This window comes from Mycolicibacterium vinylchloridicum (assembly GCF_013404075.1).
Classification (GTDB): domain Bacteria; phylum Actinomycetota; class Actinomycetes; order Mycobacteriales; family Mycobacteriaceae; genus Mycobacterium; species Mycobacterium vinylchloridicum.
Map to the genome: position 1 here is coordinate 77171 of NZ_JACBJQ010000009.1, position 19989 is coordinate 97159.

Sequence of the window (19989 nt, forward strand, 5' to 3'; positions counted from 1 at the left end):
TCGCAATGCCCAAACCCACCAAGGGTCCCCGTCTCGGCGGGTCGTCGTCCCACCAGAAGGCGATTCTGGCCAACCTGGCTACGTCACTGTTCGAGCATGGCCGGATCAAGACGACCGAGCCCAAGGCGCGGGCTTTGCGGCCCTACGCCGAGAAGCTCATCACCCACGCCAAGAAGGGCGCGCTGCACAACCGGCGTGAGGTGATGAAGAAGATCCGCGACAAGGACATCGTGCATGTCTTGTTCGCGGAGATCGGCCCGTTCTTCGCTGACCGCGACGGCGGCTACACCCGCATCATCAAGGTCGAGCCGCGCAAGGGCGACAATGCCCCGATGGCGGTCATCGAGCTGGTGCGGGAGAAGACCGTGACGTCTGAGGCCAACCGTGCTCGCAAGAGCTCGGCTGCCAAGGCCGCTGCGCCCGCGCCCGCCGCGGTCGAAGAGGCCCCGGCCGAAGAAGAGACTGTCGAAGCCGTCGAGGCCGAGGATGCCGGTATCGCCGACGCTCAGACCGCCGAGGCTGCCGACGAGGTCGCCGAGGAGCAGGCTGAGGAATCCGCCGAGGATTCGGACGCTGACAAGTCCTGACGCTGTGAGCACGAACGAGCCCGTCACCGATAACGGTGGCGGGTTCGTTCGTCTTCGGCTCGATATCGCTTACGACGGCACCGAATTCACCGGCTGGGCGGCCCATGAAGGATTCCGCACCGTCGCGGGTGTTCTCGACGAGTCGTTGTCCACGGTGTTCCGGACACCGATTCGGGTGTTCGGCGCCGGCCGCACCGACACCGGTGTGCACGCCACCGGCCAGGTGGCCCATCTCGACGTGCCTGCCGACGCGCTGGGCCACGCCTACCCGCGACATGCTCGTCCGAATGAGCCCGAATTCCGGCCGCTGGTGCGCCGATTGGCCCGCTTCCTGCCCGAGGATGTGCGGGTGCGTGGAATCGTCCGGGCGCCGGCCGGATTCGACGCCCGTTTCTCGGCGCTGCGACGCCACTACGCGTATCGGCTGTCACTGGCGCCCTACGGTGCCGAGCCACAGCTCGCCCGCTACGTGACGCCGTGGACCAAGCCGCTGGATATCGCCGCCATGACGCAGGCATCCCGGCATCTACTGGGGTTGAACGACTTTGCCGCATTTTGCCGGCACCGCCCCGGTGCCACGACCATCCGCGACCTTCAGCGTCTGGACTGGGAACGCGAGGGTGACCTGTTGACCGCCTATGTCAGTGCGGACGCGTTCTGTTGGTCGATGGTGCGTTCGCTGGTCGGCGCCCTGCTGGCCGTGGGGGAGGGCCGCCGCGAACCATCTTGGTGCGCAACGCTGTTGAGCGCGCAGTCCCGCTCCAGCGATTTCGCGGCCGCACCGGCGCGCGGCCTGACCCTCACCGGGGTGGACTATCCGCCCGACGACCAACTGGCCGCCCGCATCGATGTCACCCGCGACGTGCGGACGCTGCCGAAGCCTTAGAGCTTGCTCGCCACGAAATCGGCGGCCTGATCGATCATCCCGGCCTTCTGGTAGGCGGCGGCGAGGTGATCGGGCCAGTTGGCCTCCCAGGTATCGGGGTCGGCCGGGTTGCAGATCGGGTCGGCGCCATGGCAGAGCTCGATGGTCCGGTCCCGGTACTCCGGGCTGAAGTTCGTGATCGGGCCCAACCACTGGGTTCCGTTGCCGAACAGGGCGACTGCCGCGATATGGCTGCCGGCGTCCGGGGGCAGGAGGGTCTTGAAGCCCATGATTGTGATGGGAAGCGCCAGAACCATATCCGTGGCTGCGGCGCCCAGCGAGTAGCCGCCGAGGACCAGACGGGTGTTGGGGCAATTGTTGATGTTGTAGATGATGCGCTGGCTGATGTCGTTGGCGCCGATGTCGACCTGGTTGTCAGCGGGGTACTTCACCGCGTAGACGCCGACGTTCTGGCGGACCCTCGATCGCAGTGCGCTGACGAAGGCATTGCCGATGACGCCGGCGCCGGGCGATTCGAGACGGCCACGCGCGAAGATCACCTCGACAGCGGGACATGCTGCGGCGGTGGCCACCGGCGTCGACGCCCACGTTCCGCCGGGCAGTGCCGCCGGGCCGGCCAACATTGTCGCGGCCGCGACGATTGTCGCGACCGCACTCCCGAGTATCCGTCGCATTCCCACGCTAGAGCCTGTCTGCCGTGAATTGAGCGGCTTGATCGACCAAGCCGGAATCGATGTAGGCGTCCTGTAGATGCGAGGACCAGTTGCCGACCAAGGTATTGGGATCGATGCCGTTGCAGATCGGGTCGTCCACATTGCACTGGTCGATGGTTTTGGCGCCGTAGAGCGGGCTGTTCGCCGCGGAGACCGGGCCGAAGATGCTGCGGGTGCCGTTGCCGAAGACGGCCACCGCCGCGACGTGCGGAGCGACCGACGGGGGTAGCGGATTGTTGAAGCCGAACTGGGACTCGGTCGCCCCCACCACGACGTCGACCACTGCCGCGCCCAGTGAGTACCCGCCGGGCACCTGGCGGGTGTTCGGGCAGTTGGTCGCCATGTACTGCATGTGCCGGCTCATATCGTTGGCGCCGGGCACGATGTCCCAGTCGGCGATGTAGTTGACCCCGTACACACCCACGCTCTTCGGCGTCTTGCTGCGGAGTGCCCCGACGAACGCATCGCCGATGCGGCCGATGCCGGGCGGTTCGAAGCGCCCGCGGGCGAAGATGACCTCGACATCGGGGCAGTCCGCGGCCGTCGCCACGGCGGTGGGCAATATCGATGCGGCAGCGCACATTAACGTTGCTGCCCCGCTCAGCACCGCTTTGACGCGCATGCCAGCCACTGTACCGAGGCTGGGAGAGTGCTGGCAGTTAATGAGTTCGCGGGCTACACCACGAGCAGGCCCGCGATGAACCCGGCGGCTTGAGCGGGTCCCGGACCTTTTTCGTAATCGGTGTGGGCGAACGGGTTGCGGCCACGCGAGCAGATCGGGTCGCCGTCGTTGCAGAGATCGATGCCCTTACCGGCGAACGCGCCGCCCGCCGACGTGATCGGAATGCTGAACTTGGTGGACGGATTGCCGAAAACCGCCAACCCGGCGACCCGGTTGGCCAGGCTTCCCGGCAGCGGCGGGGCCGAGCCGACGTCGCCCACCTTGTTGCCCAGCGGCGGGATGCCGACCAGCATGTCGACGATCGCGGCACCCTGCGAGTAGCCGCCGAGCACGAACTTGGTCGCGGGGCAGGCCGCGGCCCTGTTCGCGATGTAATTGGCCGCGTCGGCAGCGCCGTCGGCAGCGCCCAGGAAGTCGTAGGTCGCGGGGTAATTCACCGCATAGGCGCTCACCGAGCGTCCGCCCAGCTGGCCCTGCAGGTTGTCGACGAAGGCTTGCCCGACCCGGCCGATGCCGGCCGGCTCGCTGGTGCCACGGGCGAAGACGACGTCGACGTCGGGGCAGGGGTCGGCGTGCGCGGCCGGGGCGACGGTGGCCGGAGTGAGCAGCGTGAGGGCCGCGGTGACGACGGCTGTCGAGGCAATCCCGAAAATGCGGGCTGGTGTCATGGTCGGCGTGGCCATGGTGATTTCAGACCCCCTTGGTCGCGAACATCCGGCTAATAGTCACACACCACGTCGGGGCGGCCCAAACGCTCCGTCTACAGCAGGCTCGCGACGAACGCGGCGGCCTGGACTGCCGACCCGTCGCTGCCGTAGGCGCGGTGGGCAGGCACGTCGTCTCCGCTGGTGCAGATCGGGTCGCCCGTATTGCACAGGTCGATGGCCCGGCCGCCGTAGACGGGGCTGCTGGTCAGCGGCAGGCCGACCTTGGCGGTGGGGTTACCGAACACCGCGATGGCCGCGATGTGATCGGGCGCATTGGGCGGCAGCGGGTTGTTGAAGCCGATCGCGGGGAAGGGGACCGCGGTGATGATGTCCATGATCGCGGCACCTTGCGAGTAACCGCCGAGCACGAGCCTGGTGTTGGGGCAGTCGTTCATCACGCCCTGAATGAAGGCACTGGCGTCGTTGGCGCCGTCGGCGGCGGCCAGGAAGTCGTAGCTGGCCGGGTAGTTCACCGCGTACACGCCCATCGAGCGGCCGCCGAGCTTGGGGCGCAATGCGTTGACGAACGCCTGCCCGACGCGGCCGATACCCGGCGGCTCGTCGGTGCCTCGGGCGAACACCACCTGGACGGCATTGCAGTCGGCCGCTGCGGTGGGCAGCGCGGCCGGGCTGATCAGTGAGGCCAGCGCCATCAGGACGACGGCCGGGAGGGTCAGCAGGAGGCGCTTTGGTGCCGCGGGAGATGTCACATCTGGATGTTACCGATGGGAGCCGTGTTTCATTCCCGACGTTTGCTCCGCGTGGCGCGTTCTAGGCCCGTGCCGGGGTGTTCGACTCCTCGATCGGCCCGGCGTCGGGCCATGCCGCGGCCGTGACGGCGGCGCTGCGGTCGCCCTGGCGGGCCAGAGCCAGACCGAGCAGGACCACCACGCCGCCGACCGCCTGAGTGGCGGTGACCGCTTCGCCGAGCAGCACCCACGCCGAGAGCACCGCGAAGAGCACTTCGCCGAGGCCGACCAGGGACGCGAAGCTCGGCCGCAGCCGTGCCACACCGCTGATGCCCAGTGTGTAGGCGATCGCGGTGGCGACCACGGCCAGCATCAGCACCGGACCCCACCAGGGCACGGTCAGCCCGGCGACGTCGGCGTTGTCGGCGGTGAAGGTCAGCGGCATCACGCCGGTCAGACCGAGCAGCGCGACGGCGACGGCACCGACCACGAGACCGCCCGCGGCCAGCGTGATCGAGTTCAGGCCGCTGCCGTCGGCGGTGACTTCGTCGGACATCATGAAGTAGCAGGCTGCGCAGATCGCCGCCGCCAAACCCCAGGCGATACCCGTGGCATTGATGTGCGCCTCACCCGAGAAAACGTTGAGTACCAACATGATTCCGGCGACGGCAAGTGCCACGCCGGCCAGCGTCATGGTGCGCGGACGGCGCCGGGTGGTGCCCCAGATCCAGCCGACGACCAGGATGGGGGCGGTGTATTCCAGCAGCAGAGCGACGCCGACCGACAGGTGCGAGACCGCGTTGTAGTAGCAGAGCTGGGCGCCGGCGATCGGGACGAGCCCGTAGGCCACGACGGTGCGGGCGTGCGCACGGGCTTCGCGAATCCAGTCGGGCTTGACGATGGTGGCGAAAATCGCCATGACCAGCGCGCCGCCGGCCAACCGGGCGGTCACGGCGGCAGTCGGCGACCACCCGGCCTCCATCAGCGACTTGGCGAAAGGGCCCGACATGCCGAATGTGAACGCCGATCCGATGGCGAACAGCAGACCGAGCCGAAAATGGTCTTGGTCACGAACCGTCGTCGACATGAGGGCACCCCCTTGAATGCAATGAGTACTCGTATGTAATGAGTAAAATGATCGTTGGTCATGACACTATGTCCCGAGGGAGTCATGAGTCAAATGCTTTTCAGTCATGACACGGAGCTCACTTTGCGGGCCGCGTGTGCACTGGTTAACAGCGATCGCGTCGACGGCGATCAGCTGGCAGATCTGCCTGCCCTGGATGCGTACCTGAACAGCTACGGCTGGACCGGCCGGCGCGACCACGACGACGCCGAGGTGGCGTCGGTGCACACGCTGCGCGGACGGTTGGGCCGAATCTGGGCCGCCGCCGACGACGAGGCCCGCGCCGTCGGGCAGATCAACGCGCTGCTGTCCGACACCCGGGCGTCGCCGTGGCTGACCCGCCACCCGGAGATGCCCGAGTGGCATCTACACCTGGCCTCCATCCATGACCCGCTAGCCCAGCGGATGGGCGCCGAGATGGCGATGTCGCTGGCCGACCTGGTCCGCTCCGGCGAGCTGCGCCGGCTCAAGGTCTGCGCGGCACCGGACTGCGATGCGGTGCTGATCGATCTGTCCCGCAACCGGTCGCGGATGTTCTGCGACACCGGTAACTGCGGCAACCGCCAGCATGTCGCCGCTTATCGCGAGCGTCGGTCCAAAGAGGCGTAGCGTCACCTGTCATGCGCGCACGGGGGCGTGACATCGACATCATGGTCTTCGGGGCCACCGGCTACGTAGGCAAACTCACCGCCGGATATCTCGCCAGATCCGGCTCGGGGTTACAGATCGCGCTTGCCGGACGGTCGCAAACCCGCCTCGAGGCGGTGCGAAATGGTCTCGGCGGCAGGGCGAAGAACTGGCCACTGGTCGTTGCCGACGTGGACCAGCCGAGTTCGCTGGACGCGATGGCATCCCGAAGCCGGTTGGTGCTCAACGCGGTTGGTCCCTACACCAGATACGGCCTGCCGGTCGTCGCGGCCTGCGCGGGGGCGGGTACCGATTACATCGACCTCACCGGCGAGGTTCCGTTCGTGCGGCGCAGCATCGACCAGAGCCACCGGCTGGCGAAAAAGAGCGGCGCGCGCATCGTGCACTCGTGCGGATTCGATTCGATCCCTTCGGATCTCACCGTGTACGCGCTGAGTCGCCGGGCCGCCGCCGACGGTGCCGGTGAGCTCGCGGACACCACGCTGGTGCTGCGGGACTATTCCGGTGGCTATGCCGGCGGTTCGGTAGCCACGATGGTCGACCTGATGCGCCTGACATCGTCGGATCCCGTCGTGCGCCAGATGCTCGACGATCCGTACAGCCTCAGTCCCGACCGTGCTGCCGAGCCGGATCTCGGCCGCCAGGTCGACCTGCCGTTGTTACCAGGTCACGAGGTCGCCCCCGAATTGGCGGGGTTGTGGACCAGTGGCTACGTGATGGCGCTGTACAACACCCGCTGCGTGCGCCGGTCCAATGCGCTGATGAAGTGGGCCTACGGGCGCAGCTTCCGCTACACCGAGACGCTCATCATGGGATCGTTCCCCGGTGCGGCCCTGGCCGGTGCGATGTTCAACGCCGGCATCGCCACGGCATCCCGCTTCGGCGGCAACTACTTACGCATGCTCCCAACGGGTTTGGTGGACCGGATGACACCCGCGGCGGGCACCGGCAATGACATGGGTTCGCGGGGGCACTATCGGGTCGAGACCTATGCCACGACGACGACCGGCCGCCGCTATCGGGCCACGATCGCCCAGCCCGCCGACCCGGGTTATTCGGCGACAGCGCTGCTGGCCGGTGAGAGCGCGCTTGCCCTGTTGCTGGACCGCGACCGCCTGCCGGACCGGCACGGGGTGCTGACGCCGGCCTCGGCGATGGGGGATGTGCTGCTCGACCGGCTGCCGGCGGCCGGCGTGACGTTGGAGACAGTGAGCCTGCCCTAAGGCATGTAGAAACCCCGGATGTGGTGGTGGCGGCCGTATCCCAGCAGGGCGTTGGCCGCCTGCAGCCCCGAGACGACAGCGGCTTCGATGCAGCCCGCGTTGATGCCGCAGTCGGTCCAGTCGCCGGCGAGCACCAGGTTGTCGTAGCCGCTTTCGTCGGGCCGCAGGCGGTATTTGTCCGATCCGGGAACCGACAGCACGTAGCGGTCGGACGGGTCGATGTTGACGCTGACGTGCTGGGTCTTTAGTGCGGCGACGCCTTTTGCGTCCCCGGCGCCGGAGAGCAACCCCCAGTTGAACCCGCCTTCGGACACTGCCCCGGGCAGGTACATCCCGACGTGGCGGTTCAGATAGTCCACGGCGTTGGCCAGTACCCGCTTGCGCTGGCCTGCGACGTATGCGGCGGGGTCTTCGGTGGTCGGCCACGGGGCATCCAAGGCGCCGCAGAAGTAGGCCACGGTATGCGGCTCCTCGGAGGCGGGCCAGTCCTCGGCCCAGAGCGTCTGCCCCATCGACGCCCACGTGTCGAACGGCGAGACGTAGCCACTGGTGGTCACCCCCGGACGATGCCAGCCCAGTGCGGATTCGGTTGGCCGCAACCAGAGTTGGAATGACTGGGTGGCGACCGTCCGGACGTGGGTGGTCATCTCGTTCCACTCCGGCCGGTCGGCGATGAGTTCTCCGGCCACGAGTTCGACCATGCCCAGCGACGCCGCCAGCACCACCTGATCGAAGTCTGCTCCGCGGCGCAGGATGCGGGTCTGCGCGTCGGCGCGTTTGCCGAAATGGGATTCGAGATCGCCCAAATCGGTTGTGGCCTTGAGTTGTTCGTAGCGGGGGCGGGCGGGGAACACCGGCAGTCCGTCGGCCGGGACCAGCGGGTCGTAGGTGTCGAGGCCGTCGGCGAGATCGACCTGACGGCCCATCGTGATCGCCTCGATGCCGTGCCGGTGAGCGTCCAGGTGTAGCGCGTCGAGGCGGTGGAAGAACTCGAACCGAACTCCGCGCCGGCGTAGCGCCTGATAGATCGGCGCGATGATGACATCGCCCATGCCCGCGGTCATCTTCCAGAAGAACGCACCCTTGTATTGGAAGAGCGCTATGCCGGTGAGCAACACCGCCACACCGGCGCCGAAGGTCGGCCTGGAGAAATCGCCCTCCTCGTAGCCGAACACCATGTCGTACATGCCTCGGATCAGCGGGAAGTCGAGAACGTCGGGGTCGGCGCCGTGGCGCAGGATCCAGGCGCTGTACTCCTCGTCGTTGATGGCACGGAAGCCGCTCGGGTCGGTGATCAGCCGGTCGGCGATCAAGCCGCGGGCGGTGGCCGCCAACAACGACATCAACAGCCACAGGCGTTTGTGATCTGGGCGACGCTCGTAGTCCAGCGCTTCGCGCACGGCGTCGAGTGCTTCTTTGAGGAACCCCGCCGCGGAACCTTCCGCGGTACGGGGCTCGATGAGGGCGGCCAGCGTGGCCAGTGCTGCCCGCCGCACCGCCGCGATCCAATCGGCTGACTCAGGCTGAGGGCTGACGGACAGGGTGAGGTCCTTGCCTGTTGCCGCGCTGAGTGATTCGGCGAAATCGAGAAGCAGTCGCAGGGTCCTGGCGGCGAACTCGACCACCGTCAGTTCGCGTCCGGTCGCACCCGGTTCGCCGGGCAGTTCCGGGGTGCGGCTGAACTTGCCGGACCAGATCAGCCAGTCGTCGCCGAATCGGTCGGCCATCCCGAGTTCTTCGGCGGGCGTCAGGGCCTGATCCCAGGTCTTCACCGGGCAGCCGGGATCGGTGTTCTCCCGGTCCAATTCGGCGTAGCACTCCCGCAATAGGGCAAAGGCGTTCTCGTAGGAGCCCAGCCAGATGTGCAGGCCGTGCTCCTCGATGCGGTTGTGCTCGCCGCGACTGGAAGCGCCCTTGCCGCCGAGGCGCCAGCCGCGCTGATAGACGGTGATCGACTCGAAGCGGTCTTGCCACCGGCCCCCAGAGAGCCGCCACGCGGCACTGAGCCCGGCCATGCCCCCACCCAGGATGGCGATCCGGCTGCGTCGTCTCACCCGAGCAACGCCCGGGCGCGGGCCAGTTCGGGCCAGTCCTGGTCGGCGCCGATGCGGCTGAGGGCGGCTTCCAGTGCCGGCCGCGCCCGCTCGCCGGCGAGTTCGAATGCATCAGCAGCACAGCGCAATTCGTAGACCACGGCATCCTGTTCGCGGGCCACCTCGATGGCCGTCTGCAGACCGGCGTACTGCGCGTCGACATCGTCGTAGGTGTGCGCGAGTGCGCGGAGCAGTTCGGTCTTATGAGTGGCGATGCCGGCCTCCTCTACCATCTTCAGCGCGCGGACGGCGCACTCGCGGGCAGCGACGACGTCACCTGCCGCAGTATGAAGCCGAATGAGCTGTCCCTCGAATATGGCCAGATACGCCATCAGTTCCGCGGCCCGCCAGGTATCGACCACTGCGGTCATGTTCTGGATATGTGGCTGCAGAGCGTCAGAGTCGAGATTGTCGGCCAGCGCTCGGCGCGCGGCCAAGGACAGCCGGTTGGTGGCTGCCACCATTGTCCACTCGGCCAGGCCGAGCTCTTCGGCGCGTGTCGCAACCTCCTCGATGAGCTCGGCTGACCGGTCGAAATCACCAGCCTCAACCCGCATGGCAACTTCGCGCAGCTGACCGTAGATCAGGCTGACAGCATTGGCGGGAAACGGGAGTGTCTCGCTCCTGCTACGGATTCGGGCATACGACTGTTCCGCACCGGTCAGGTCACCCTGGACGAATCGAATGAACCCAAGCTCTGTGTAGAGGCCGCAGATTCGATCGGCGGGCGTGTACCACGACTGTTCGATGGGTGGTATGCCCGTGCTCTCGATCCTCGCCAAGGCTTCCTCGAGCGCAGTGCGTGCCGCACCGAACTGGCCGCGGAACATCGCAAAGAAGCCGACTGCCATTTGATACGACGCCTTGCCCCATTCCGATGCGCCTTCGAGTTGCCGAAGTGCTTCCTCGAGTTTTTCGACGCGATCGAGTTGGCCGCGGGCTGTGTAGTGGCCCCACAGGGCCGTCAGGATCCCGTACATCCCCAGAGTTGGCTCGTCACTCACGAGCTGTAGGCAGCGTTCGAACTGCTCCGAGGCCTCGGGGCTGCTGTAGCCACTGGCGGCGGTGGCAAGGAAGCCCCGCTCCAGACGGATGCTCACCTCTCGGCGATCGCGGTCCAGGGACGCCGGCACCTTGTCGATGTTGTCCAACGCCCTGTCGAGATGGTTGCCTGCCTCGATCAGCGCGCCCCGTTCACGCGCCTGCGACGACGCCCGCTGATAGGCATCGGCGGCCTCCTCGAAGCGTTCCGCGTTCTCGAAGTGGTGTGCCACCAAGGGCCATTCGGGGGTTCCGCCCGCGGCCGGGTCGGCGAGGACGTCGGCGATGCGGTGATGGACGCGCCGCCGGACGCTGGGTGGGGACAGCTCGGCGGCCACCTCGCGGAGAAGCTCGTGCTGGAAGCTCCATTGGCGCTTGCCCACCTGGCGAAGCACCCGGGCCCGGGTGAGATCGTCGAGCAGGGAATCGATCTTGCGCCAGCCCATCCCGGTGACCGACGACAACAGGTCTCGGTCGAAGCGGCTCCCGATCAGTGCGGCGGTCTCCACGATGAGCAGCGAACCGGTACTTGATCTCAGCCGGGCGACCAGTGTTTCGTAGAGGGAGTCCGGCACCTGTGTCTGCTCGTCGAGGTCCTCGCTCTCATACTTCAGCTTGGCCACGACCTCTTCGATGAACAGGGGAACACCGTCGCAGCGTTCCTGCACCGCTTTCCGGGCCTCTGCGGCCATGTCGGGGTGCAGCGCCCGAATGAGTGCGTCGGAGTCCTCGGCCGCCAGCGGTTTGAGGTCCAGTTCTTCGATGAAGCCCCGTAACGGGGGAACGCTGCGTCCGGTGACGATCACCATCAGTCGATTGTTATCAACCCGCAGAAGGGAATTGACAATGCTGATGGTGTCTTCGTCGTACCAGTGGATGTCCTCGGCCAGGATCAGTGCCGGGCCGCTGCTGACGCACGCCAGCAGGTAGTCCTTGACTGCGGAGGTGATTTGGTCGAACCGCGCGCCGGCGTTGGCGGTCGCGGGTTGGTATCCCGCTTCTGGGGTGATGCCGAGCACCGGGGCCAGCAGAGGAACGACGGTCGCGGTGTCCATCGAGCGACTCTCGACTTCGGCCTCCAGCAGGCGCAGGCTGTCAACCGCATCGGAGTCGCGCTGGATCTGGCTGTGCCGCTCGATCAGCCGGCGGACCGGCCGGAGCCCGACGTCGGTGTGAAACGGAGAGCCGAACAGCTCGAGAACCGCGGCGCCGGCATCACGGGCCATTGCGACGGCGGCGCTGGCCAGTCGGCTCTTGCCGATACCGCCGTCTCCGCGCAGGAGGACCCCGCGGGTGGCCAGAGTTCCCGCGCTGGCCTGGTCCCACATGTCGCGCAGCGTGTCGAGTTCGCGTTCGCGCCCGACGATCTGTCCGTAGGTCTTGGCGTCGAGATCCCGCTCGGCGATAACCCGATAGTGGACGAGCGGGGCATCCATGCCCTTGACGCGTTGTGGCGGGCACGGCTCCATCTCGAAGCTTTCCCCGACGCGTCGCTCGACGGCCGCAGACACCGAGACGGTGCCGGGCTGTGCCAGGCTGCAGATCCGGGCGGCGAGGTTGGCGCCGAGCCCGTAGACGTCGTCCTGGTCGATGTCGAGGAACACCACACCTCGGTGGATACCGACGCGGACGTCGATGTCGAAACCGAATCGGCGGTGGGCGCGGGTGCTGAGGTCGGCGACCATGCGGACGATGTCGAGCCCGGCCAGCACCGAGCGATACGTGTCGTCTTCGTGTGCCTTCGGATGGCCGAACACCGCGAGCAACCCGTCGCCCTTGATCGATCCGATGTGCCCCTCGTAGCGGGCGATGACATTGCGGACTTCGTCGCGGTAGCGGCCGACGACTGTGCGATACACCTCGGGCTCGATGCGCATCGAGAGTGCGGTCGAGTCCACCAGGTCGGCGAACAGCACGGTGAGACGGCGAATCTCGCCGCTGCCGACCGGCGCGGCGAGCAGCTCCTCGGCATCGGCGTTGGTGCGGTCGACGGACAGCACCTGCCCGGCGAGTTCGTCGGCGGTGGCACGATCGCCTTCGTTGATCGCCCGGACTGCGCGTTCGAGAAGATCGTCGATGGCCGGGTTGGCAGTCACGCGAGCCTACAGACCGATGGTGACTTTCACCGGCAGGGAGTCCTGGCCGGCGCCGTCCGCCCGGCGCAGGCGAAGGGTCCCGGTGTAGTTGGCACCGGTGAATCGGTCATCGGTCAGCGTGATCTGAACCGTCGTCTGTCCGGGACTGAGGATGTTCGGTTGGAAGGTCAATGCCTGCACCGGAATTCGGACATCTGGGCGGCCGACCCGGGTGAACGGCTCGGAAACAGACACTGTACACACGTAGGGCTGCTTCGGTACCTCGATGGGATCGGGCGGTATCGGCTTCGTCGAGACCGGAGTCAACCACCACGATGGGCCGGCAAGTGCGACCTGGACGGCGCCGGCATAGGTCCGCATGTTCAGATCGAGCAGATTGTGGATCAGACGGACCCAGCCGTCGATTCCCCACTTGCCGTCGTCGTCTTCTCTGGCTGCGTCCTGTGCGATCGCGTTGAGTTGGTTGAGGTAGCCGTTGGAGGCACCGGCCGCGCGTTGCAGATCAGGCCGTGGCAGGGTCATCGTGCACCTCCTGGCCGGCCCGGTGATCGAGGAGTCGTCATGGCCTGCAAGTACTTCCACGGCGAGCTGACCAACTCACCGCTGACGCGCGCGGTGTAGTCGGCGACGTCGTTGAGGGTGAGGCTGCCGGACAACCATTTCTGGGCTACGTCGAAGTACCCGTTGGTGAGATCCTGGGCGCACTCGGTCCACGCGTCGACGGCGGCCGGGACGAAGTGGGTCGTCGCGGTTGCTCGAGGGACGACGGTGGACGGCTCTTCGGCAGGCGCTGCCGGTTTCTCGGTCGGGTCGGGCTGACCCGTCTTTGTCGGGTAGTCGAACTCCGCAGGGGTGGCCGGCGGATTGGCAGCCGAGCCGAGCAGGAAGTCTGCCGACGCGGTGCCGTATCCGCCGATGCATACCAGCCGGGCTTGCGCGAAGGCTGAGATGCCCTCGATGTGAACGACTTTCCGGGTGACCACTCGGACACCGCCCTGGCTGGGGTTTTTGGCCGGGTTTGTCACCGTGACATTGATGAACCCGCGATCGACCCGCACCTGTCTGTCGCCGGCCTCGAAGTTCGACATGTCGAGGTCGTAGTTCATCTCCAACTCGGTGGGGCTCGCCATGTACGGGAAGAACTTCAACGGTGTCCGCAGTGTCGTGTCGCCGATCAGACGCACGGTTTCAAGCACCTGGCGCCAGTTGTCGGGCAGGATTCCAGGTGTCTGTTCTTGCATGTCGACGAACAGCTTGCTGTAGTCCTCGTCCCAGTTGAAAGGATTGACAATGGCTTTCAGCTGATTGAGTGAGATGTCGGCCGAATTGAACTTGGTATCGACAATCACCGATTGGTAGCCGTCGACCGTCACCACTGCCGTCTGGCACAGCGGCGCAGTCATCTTCTCTCCGCCGCGGATGGGCGACGCCACAGCTGCCGGTCGCACCACCCTGTCGAAGTCAGATGCTCGCACGAACGCACTCGCGACGTCCTGCAGAAGTCCGTCGTCTCTGGCTGCCCTGGCGTTGCCCTGGCGATCTCCCGCGGATGGGGATTCGTACGGCGCAAGCGCCGCGAGCGATCCGACAAGCGCCTCACCGAAATCTGCGCCGGAATTGTCCAACGCAGGCAACGAATTGGAGGCGACCGCCCGGAGCCGCTCTGCTGCCGAGATGCCGTACCACAGCCGGGCTTTCTGAGCCGGCGTCAGTCGTCCCGTGTTCTCGTCGGCGTCCCAGGTGGCGATTCCGGTCAGCGCGCGATCGAGGTTCGGTTCTGTGCGAACGTCAGCGGGGAAGTACTTGCGCTCGAGTTCCCCGTACCAGTCGGGGTTGGCTGCCGACAACCCCGGCATGAGTTTCTCTGCCGCCGCCAATACGTCTGCGTCGTCTGATTCACGAGCGGCGCGGTCTATCGCGCCGAAAACTTCGAGAATGTCGCGAACCGGATTCGCGCGAACTGGTTCTACTGATGCCATTGGCCGCCCCCAACCATGTTTGCGCAGCTAGCATAACGTGATTGCGCGTCAATACGCGAGAGATTTCTGACGGGGGGTCAGGGTGGACAGCGCGAACAACGGCGAGATGCACGATGTGCCTTGGGCGTCGATCTTCGATCCCGCGGCGAACGTAAGAGCTCTTACGGCCGTTCAGGCAGAAGGCTTTCGGGCCGCCAGCGAACTCGTCGACCGTTTCGTGCACATGGTGGCAACTCGGCCCGACGGCAGTGCGGCCTCAGTCCGGGCCTCGGCGCCGTTATCCAACGAGCAACGAGCAGATCTGTTGGGTGCCACCGATCTAGAACCGCTGATCAGATCGTGGTGGGCGATGGCCGGTCAGTTCCTCATGGGTGGGGCGCCGCAAACTCCGGCTGCCACCGCGGGGATCTCGCCCGCGTTGGACTTCACCGGCACCACGGCCTCGGGCAGAGTGGAGTTCGAAACTGAGGCTGGTGATCCAGCAACGGCGGAGGTGTGGTTGCACAACGCCGCTGATCATGATTTGGGACGGATTCGCCTGCGGTGCAGCGAGTTGATGGCGGCTGACGGATCGGTGATCTCCTCGCAGGCTTGTCGGATCAATCCGAAGGCCGTCCCGGTGCCGGGTCGGTCGAGTCGCGGCGTGGGCATCACCGTCAAAGTCGCGAAGAAGACCAAGGCCGGGTTGTATCGCGGCTCGATCTTGGTCGAGGGCCGCCCGGAACTGTGGTTGCCGGTGGCATTGACCGTCCGCGCGGCCGGCGAATGACCAGCATCGCCGACCGCTCGGATCTGACCGAGGCCGTCGAGTCCAAGCTCCGCGAGGTCGGTAAGGCGGTGCGCCGCGCGATGCTGGACGCGATGCCCGACGGTGAACCTGTGCAGTGGCTGTACGGTCCGATGCGGGAATACCCGTCGCGGGTGGGCAAGGCGCTGCGCCCTGCACTGTGTCTGTCGGCCGGCCGGGCCTTCGGGGCCGACCAGAAGGACCTTATCGGTATCGCCGTCGCAATCGAATTGCTGCACAACGCATTTCTGGTCCACGACGATATCGCCGACGGCAGCGAGATGCGCCGTGGCCGGCCCACCCTGATCGCCCGGCACGGGATGGCTGGTGCACTCAACGCCGGTGATGGCCTGGCCATCGTCGCCAGCCAGGTGCTGCGGCGGGCGACCCGCCGGCTCGACCGCGACATCGCCGACCAGGTGATGGAGGAGTTCGACATCATGGCGATGCGGACTCTGGAGGGTCAGGCCACCGAGCTCGGCTGGCAGCTCGACTGCGTCGAAGACCTGCGGCCCGCGGACTACCTCGACCTCATCATGCACAAGACCTGTTGGTACACCACGATTTATCCGCTGCGGGTCGGCGCCATCGTCGGATCCGGCGGAACTGCGGATCTGTCGCACATGATCCGGTTCGGCTTCCACTTCGGTGCGGCCTTCCAGATCCGGGACGATTTGCTGAATCTGGTCGGCGACGAAAAGGACTACGGCAAGGAGATCCTCGGCGACATCTTCGAGGGCAAGCGCACGCTGACGCTGGTGCATCTGATGGCCAGCGCCCGGGGAGCCGATCGTGATGTGGTCCGAGACTATTTGCGGCGCAGTCGCGCCGAGCGGTCCGAAGAGCTGGTGCGGACCATTCGCTCGCTGATGGACGACTACGGCAGCATCGAGTTCACCAGCGAATACGCCGAGGGAATTCTGCTGGTTGCGGAGGAGTATTTCGAGCAGGCCTTCTGCGATGCCCAGCAGGGTCCGGACTTGGATTTCCTGCGCTCACTGGTGCCCTACGTCTGGGAACGGTCGCGGTAGCCGTCGACGATCAAGAGCTACGGCTGTTGATGAACGGATTCGGCGCGTAGGCAACTGTTCTAGCGTCACGGGGTGGCCGGACGCCCGTCGCTTCGCACCGAGATGAGTGCGCATCGTTTCTTGCTGCGTCGGCTGGAGTACGCGGTTCTGGGGCGTCAGATGCCCAGCCGGCGCGACCCTCTTCGCGCGCAGAAGCTCTCGCTGCTGGCCGGCTGTGGGGTGGCGACCGGGATGCTGATTCTCGACGTGATCCTGGGGTTGTCCCGGCACGACCGGCTCCCCGACGACGCCGCCTTGGTGATGTCGCGGCAATCCGGAACGCTCTTCGTCCGGGTCGACGGCGTGCTGCGTCCGGTGGCGAACCTGACATCGGCTCGATTGATCCTCGGCTCGCCGGCGACCCCACGTCTGGTCGACGACGCCGCGCTCAGGAGTGTGGCCGACGGTCCGACGCTGGGCATCCCGGGGGCACCGCGGAGGCTGGGGGAGGTGACTTCACCGCCGGATCTGCTGTGGGCGGTCTGCGACAGTTCCGACGGACTGACGACGGTTGCGGTCGGTGCCGACGCGGGGCCGGTTGCGCTGGACAGCCATGCGGCCGTCGTCGTCATCGTCGCGCACGGCGACGGGGCCATCTACCTGCTCTATGACGGCAAACGCGCGGTCATCGACCCTGCCGACCCGGCCACCGCACGCGCGCTGCACCTCGACGGCGCTGTTGTCAGGACGGTGTCGGCGACTCTTCTCAACGCGATCCCCGAAGTGCCGGCGATCGGCCCGCCCCCTGTTGCCGGGATGGGACAGCCGTCGGGGATTGCCGGCCTGCCCATCGGCGCCGTGGTAAGGGTCAACAGAACCGATGCTGTCGAGTACTTCGTCGTCCTTGCGGGCGGGCTGCAACGGGTCGGCCGGCTGGCCGCGGACCTCCTCCGCTTCGCCGACCCCGCCGCCACCGAGATCGCCGACGTGGCGCCAGAGCTGATCGCACACAGCCCGCTGCTCGACGCCCTTCCGGTTGCCACCTACCCCGACGAACCGCCACCTCTCGTCCAGACCGGCGACGAGCTTTGCGCGACATGGCAGTCCGGCGTGAGCGGCATTGCCGCCGGCCCGCCGGTGGCAGCCGCACCGTCCATCACCCTGGCCGGATCCGACGGCGACGGGCCCGGCGTCGACACCGTGCGGATGACGCCGGGCCGCACTCTGGACGTCACCGAGGCCGGCGCGGCGGTCCGCTACCTCGTCACGGATGCGGGAGTGCGCTTCCCTGTGGATGATTCGGCCGTGACGGCATTGGGGCTGACCGGTTCGGCCGCTGCACCGCCAGCGATCGTCGGCGCCTTGCCCGCGGGTCCCGAGCTGGCTCATGATGCTGCGTCAGTCGGCTGGGATGTTCTCGGGTCGGCGCCGTAATCGGACGGACGCGGCGGCGATCACACCAGCCAGGCACAGCGCCGCACCGGTCGCGGCGACCGCATAGGGACGCTGCGGACTCCGACCACCGGCCGCGGGCGCGGCTGGTGGATGTGTCCGGGACGGGGCTGGGGTCGCGGTCTGGTCGCTCAGCGCGGCAACGGGATCGATGACGCCGCTGCCGACGGCTGCGGTCCACCCGCCGGCGGGGTGGTGTGCGGTGGTCTCGATGCGGGTCATCACCTGGCGTGCCGACAGCCGGGGGAATCGCGACCGGACGAGGGCCACCAGACCGCTGACCAGGGGTGCGGCGTAGCTGGTTCCCGAAATCGAGGCCTTGCCTGCTGGTGTGGGCATCGTGTCGATCACGCCGTCGCCGGCTGGATCCAGGGAGATGATGCGTTCCCCGGGCGCCGCGACGTCGACCCACGGACCGTGCAGGCTGAACTCCGAGGGGGTGCCGTCCGATGCCACCGAGGCGACCGTCAGGACGTAGTCGTCGTACCACGCCGGGCTGGCGATCGTGGTGGGCGCCGCCGCGGTGTTCTGGCTCGGGCATTGACCGTCCCCGCCGACATTGCCCGCCGCGGTCACCACAACCGCGTCTTTCACGTCGACCGCGTACGACAGCGCGGCACCGAGCGCCCTGTCGTCCAGCGTGGACTCCGCGCAGGCCACCGAGGAGATGTTCAGCACCGAAGCGCCCATATCGGCCGCGGTGCGAACCGCCATGGCCAAGGTGCTGACATCGCCGAACCCGTGGGCCGCCGGTTCTGACAACGGGCCGAATTTGTTGCTGGACTGCCGGATTGCGATCAACGTGGACTCGGGGGCGAGACCGGTGAATCCGGTCGGATCGGTCCGGTCGGGTGCCGCCGCGATGATGCCGGCGACCACCGTTCCGTGCCCGTCGCAGTCCTCGTTGCCGCCGCCGCCCGACACGTAATCCCCGCCGGGGATGACGTGAGACAAGCGACGATGCGCGGCGACCCCGGTATCGATGACCGCCACCCGTTGTCCCGCGCCGCGCGTCAGCCGCCAGATCGCGGGCATGTCGAAACCCGCCAGCTGCGTTGCCGCTGCGCCGGAACCGCTGACCGGCATCGGCACGGCGCACGTTTCGCGCTGCTCGGTCGGCTGCGGTGGGGCCGGAGGTGCCGGCGGCGGCAGAAGTGAGTTGTCGATGGCCGGTGGGCTGACCGCGAACGCCGGTGGCGTGCACTGCGTGGAGACGATCAGAACCACCGCAGTCGCCGCCGCCAGTCGGACGCCTCGGACGGTCACTGACCGAACCCGGGCAACGTCGTGAATGCGCCGGCCGCAGCGGCCGCCGAGGGGACGACGGCCACGGCGACCGCGAGGTCGAGTATCGCGGTCGCGCGTCGCACAATCCGGGGCAATGACCACCGGCGGACCGTGCGGCATGCCCGCAACACCAGCGCTGAGAAGGTGACTGCGACGAAGACGCCTGCAGCGAGTGGGCGGATTGTGGTGGCTGCGGTGACGGCGGCGCCCAGGACCGCTCCCTCGTTGGCCGTCACGACGAGCATCGTCAGCCGCTGTCGAGCGGTCCTGGTTCGCGCTTCGATGTCGGCATCGGGCAGGGTTGGTGTCGACAATCCGGAACTGCGGACCGACAAGCGTGCTGACAGCGCGAGTAGAGCCAGCGAGCTCAGTCCCAGAATCGGGCCTGCGGCGGTCATGGACCACCAGCCCGCGACCGCACCAACTGCTGCCGCCGAAGCCGTCATCGTCACTGCGGCGAGTGGAAGGAAAACCATTGGGGCACAGTCCAACAAGCGCCACACGAACAGCGACGTCGCGGACATGGCCGACATCGCGAGCAGGAAGCCAGGCGCACCGAGGTCACCCGGAGCGGCCAGCGCGGCTGCCAGACCCGCTAATGCGACCGACAACACACCGATCGTGGCGGCCGCCCGCTCGCGGGGCTCCGGCACCGTGGGGGTCGATGATGCCACGACATCGATGACCGCGGTACTCGCGTCGAATCGGGGTATCGGCTCCGGCCGCGCCACCGATGTCAGAAGCAGGAGGTCACCGTCACGAATCGCGCACTGCGCGAGGGTCATCGCCGGGTCGAGAACCTCCCCGGACACCCGGGTGAGGTGCGGATCGTAGTCGACCACCTCGTCACCGCCGACGAGTTCCACCATCTCACCTACCAGCTCCGCGACCGGCAGATGGGCAGGTAGCACGACGTCCACCTCGCGGTCGGCGGCGCGGATCGACAACCGGCGCAGCTCATCGATAGCAGTCATCACCCCGCA

18 protein-coding genes are annotated in these 19989 nt (G+C 67.1%); 7 read left to right on the top strand and 11 right to left on the bottom strand.

The window, feature by feature from the left end; all coding sequences use genetic code 11:
* Positions 1–5: 5 nt before the first annotated feature.
* Positions 6–587 (top strand): 50S ribosomal protein L17, encoded by a 582-nt coding sequence (gene rplQ, locus HPC46_RS10170; RefSeq protein WP_179469329.1) that lies wholly within the window; start codon positions 6–8, stop codon positions 585–587.
* Complete coding sequence (gene truA, locus HPC46_RS10175) at positions 487–1473, top strand: tRNA pseudouridine(38-40) synthase TruA (protein ID WP_233716342.1); 987 nt, start codon at positions 487–489, stop codon at positions 1471–1473. The genes rplQ and truA overlap by 101 nt, the downstream gene beginning before the upstream one ends.
* Here the strand turns inward: truA and HPC46_RS10180 are convergent.
* The 5 genes from HPC46_RS10180 to HPC46_RS10200 all read right to left on the bottom strand — a co-directional run bounded on the left by HPC46_RS10180 (position 1470) and on the right by HPC46_RS10200 (position 5351).
* Positions 1470–2147: a cutinase family protein gene (locus tag HPC46_RS10180; protein ID WP_179469333.1), complete on the bottom strand. Its 678-nt coding sequence runs from the start codon at positions 2145–2147 to the stop codon at positions 1470–1472. The two genes, truA and HPC46_RS10180, sit on opposite strands and share 4 nt — an antisense overlap.
* 7 nt (positions 2148–2154) lie before the next feature.
* Entirely contained in the window at positions 2155–2808 is a 654-nt protein-coding gene (locus tag HPC46_RS10185; protein ID WP_179469335.1) for a cutinase family protein, read from the bottom strand.
* Positions 2809–2861: 53 nt separating this feature from the next.
* A complete protein-coding gene (locus HPC46_RS10190; protein WP_179469337.1) occupies positions 2862–3551 on the bottom strand; it encodes a cutinase family protein in 690 nt (229 codons plus the stop codon).
* 77 nt (positions 3552–3628) lie between these two features.
* Positions 3629–4228: a cutinase family protein gene (locus tag HPC46_RS10195; protein WP_179469500.1), complete on the bottom strand. Its 600-nt coding sequence runs from the start codon at positions 4226–4228 to the stop codon at positions 3629–3631.
* A gap of 118 nt (positions 4229–4346) precedes the next feature.
* Positions 4347–5351 carry an EamA family transporter gene (locus tag HPC46_RS10200; RefSeq protein WP_179469339.1) on the bottom strand — a complete coding sequence of 335 codons (1005 nt, stop codon included), beginning with the start codon at positions 5349–5351 and terminating at the stop codon, positions 4347–4349.
* A 93-nt stretch (positions 5352–5444) separates the two neighbouring features.
* Between HPC46_RS10200 and HPC46_RS10205 the strand changes: the two genes are divergently transcribed.
* Together HPC46_RS10205 and HPC46_RS10210 are read left to right on the top strand one after the other, a co-directional pair.
* Positions 5445–5999, top strand: coding sequence for a CGNR zinc finger domain-containing protein (locus HPC46_RS10205; RefSeq protein ID WP_179469502.1), 555 nt, complete (start codon positions 5445–5447; stop codon positions 5997–5999).
* Between the two features lie 11 nt (positions 6000–6010).
* Complete coding sequence (locus HPC46_RS10210; RefSeq protein WP_179469341.1) at positions 6011–7261, top strand: saccharopine dehydrogenase family protein; 1251 nt, start codon at positions 6011–6013, stop codon at positions 7259–7261.
* Here the strand turns inward: HPC46_RS10210 and HPC46_RS10215 are convergent.
* From HPC46_RS10215 to HPC46_RS10230, 4 genes are read right to left on the bottom strand one after another with little or no spacing between them, the layout of a single operon-like run.
* Positions 7258–9276: an NAD(P)-binding protein gene (locus HPC46_RS10215; protein ID WP_179469504.1), complete on the bottom strand. Its 2019-nt coding sequence runs from the start codon at positions 9274–9276 to the stop codon at positions 7258–7260. The genes HPC46_RS10210 and HPC46_RS10215 overlap by 4 nt on opposite strands.
* A 35-nt stretch (positions 9277–9311) precedes the next feature.
* Positions 9312–12491 carry an ATP-binding protein gene (locus HPC46_RS10220; RefSeq protein ID WP_179469343.1) on the bottom strand — a complete coding sequence of 1060 codons (3180 nt, stop codon included), beginning with the start codon at positions 12489–12491 and terminating at the stop codon, positions 9312–9314.
* Positions 12492–12497: 6 nt separating this feature from the next.
* Entirely contained in the window at positions 12498–13013 is a 516-nt protein-coding gene (locus HPC46_RS10225) for a hypothetical protein (RefSeq protein WP_179469345.1), read from the bottom strand.
* Positions 13010–14470: a hypothetical protein gene (locus tag HPC46_RS10230; RefSeq protein ID WP_179469347.1), complete on the bottom strand. Its 1461-nt coding sequence runs from the start codon at positions 14468–14470 to the stop codon at positions 13010–13012. The genes HPC46_RS10225 and HPC46_RS10230 overlap by 4 nt, the downstream gene beginning before the upstream one ends.
* An 82-nt stretch (positions 14471–14552) precedes the next feature.
* Here HPC46_RS10230 and HPC46_RS10235 point away from each other — a divergent pair, with 82 nt between their 5' ends.
* From HPC46_RS10235 to eccB, 3 genes are all read left to right on the top strand, one after another.
* A complete protein-coding gene (locus tag HPC46_RS10235; protein WP_179469349.1) occupies positions 14553–15239 on the top strand; it encodes a hypothetical protein in 687 nt (228 codons plus the stop codon).
* Positions 15236–16288 carry a polyprenyl synthetase family protein gene (locus HPC46_RS10240; protein ID WP_179469351.1) on the top strand — a complete coding sequence of 351 codons (1053 nt, stop codon included), beginning with the start codon at positions 15236–15238 and terminating at the stop codon, positions 16286–16288. Before HPC46_RS10235 ends, HPC46_RS10240 begins: the two co-directional genes overlap by 4 nt.
* A gap of 72 nt (positions 16289–16360) precedes the next feature.
* Positions 16361–17701, top strand: coding sequence for a type VII secretion protein EccB (gene eccB / locus HPC46_RS10245; protein WP_179469353.1), 1341 nt, complete (start codon positions 16361–16363; stop codon positions 17699–17701).
* On the opposite strand, the gene mycP is transcribed toward eccB, so the two are convergent.
* A complete protein-coding gene (mycP, locus tag HPC46_RS10250; protein ID WP_179469355.1) occupies positions 17666–18985 on the bottom strand; it encodes a type VII secretion-associated serine protease mycosin in 1320 nt (439 codons plus the stop codon). The two genes, eccB and mycP, sit on opposite strands and share 36 nt — an antisense overlap.
* Positions 18982–19980: an EsaB/YukD family protein gene (locus HPC46_RS10255; protein ID WP_179469357.1), complete on the bottom strand. Its 999-nt coding sequence runs from the start codon at positions 19978–19980 to the stop codon at positions 18982–18984. Before HPC46_RS10255 ends, mycP begins: the two co-directional genes overlap by 4 nt.
* Positions 19981–19989: the final 9 nt, after the last annotated feature.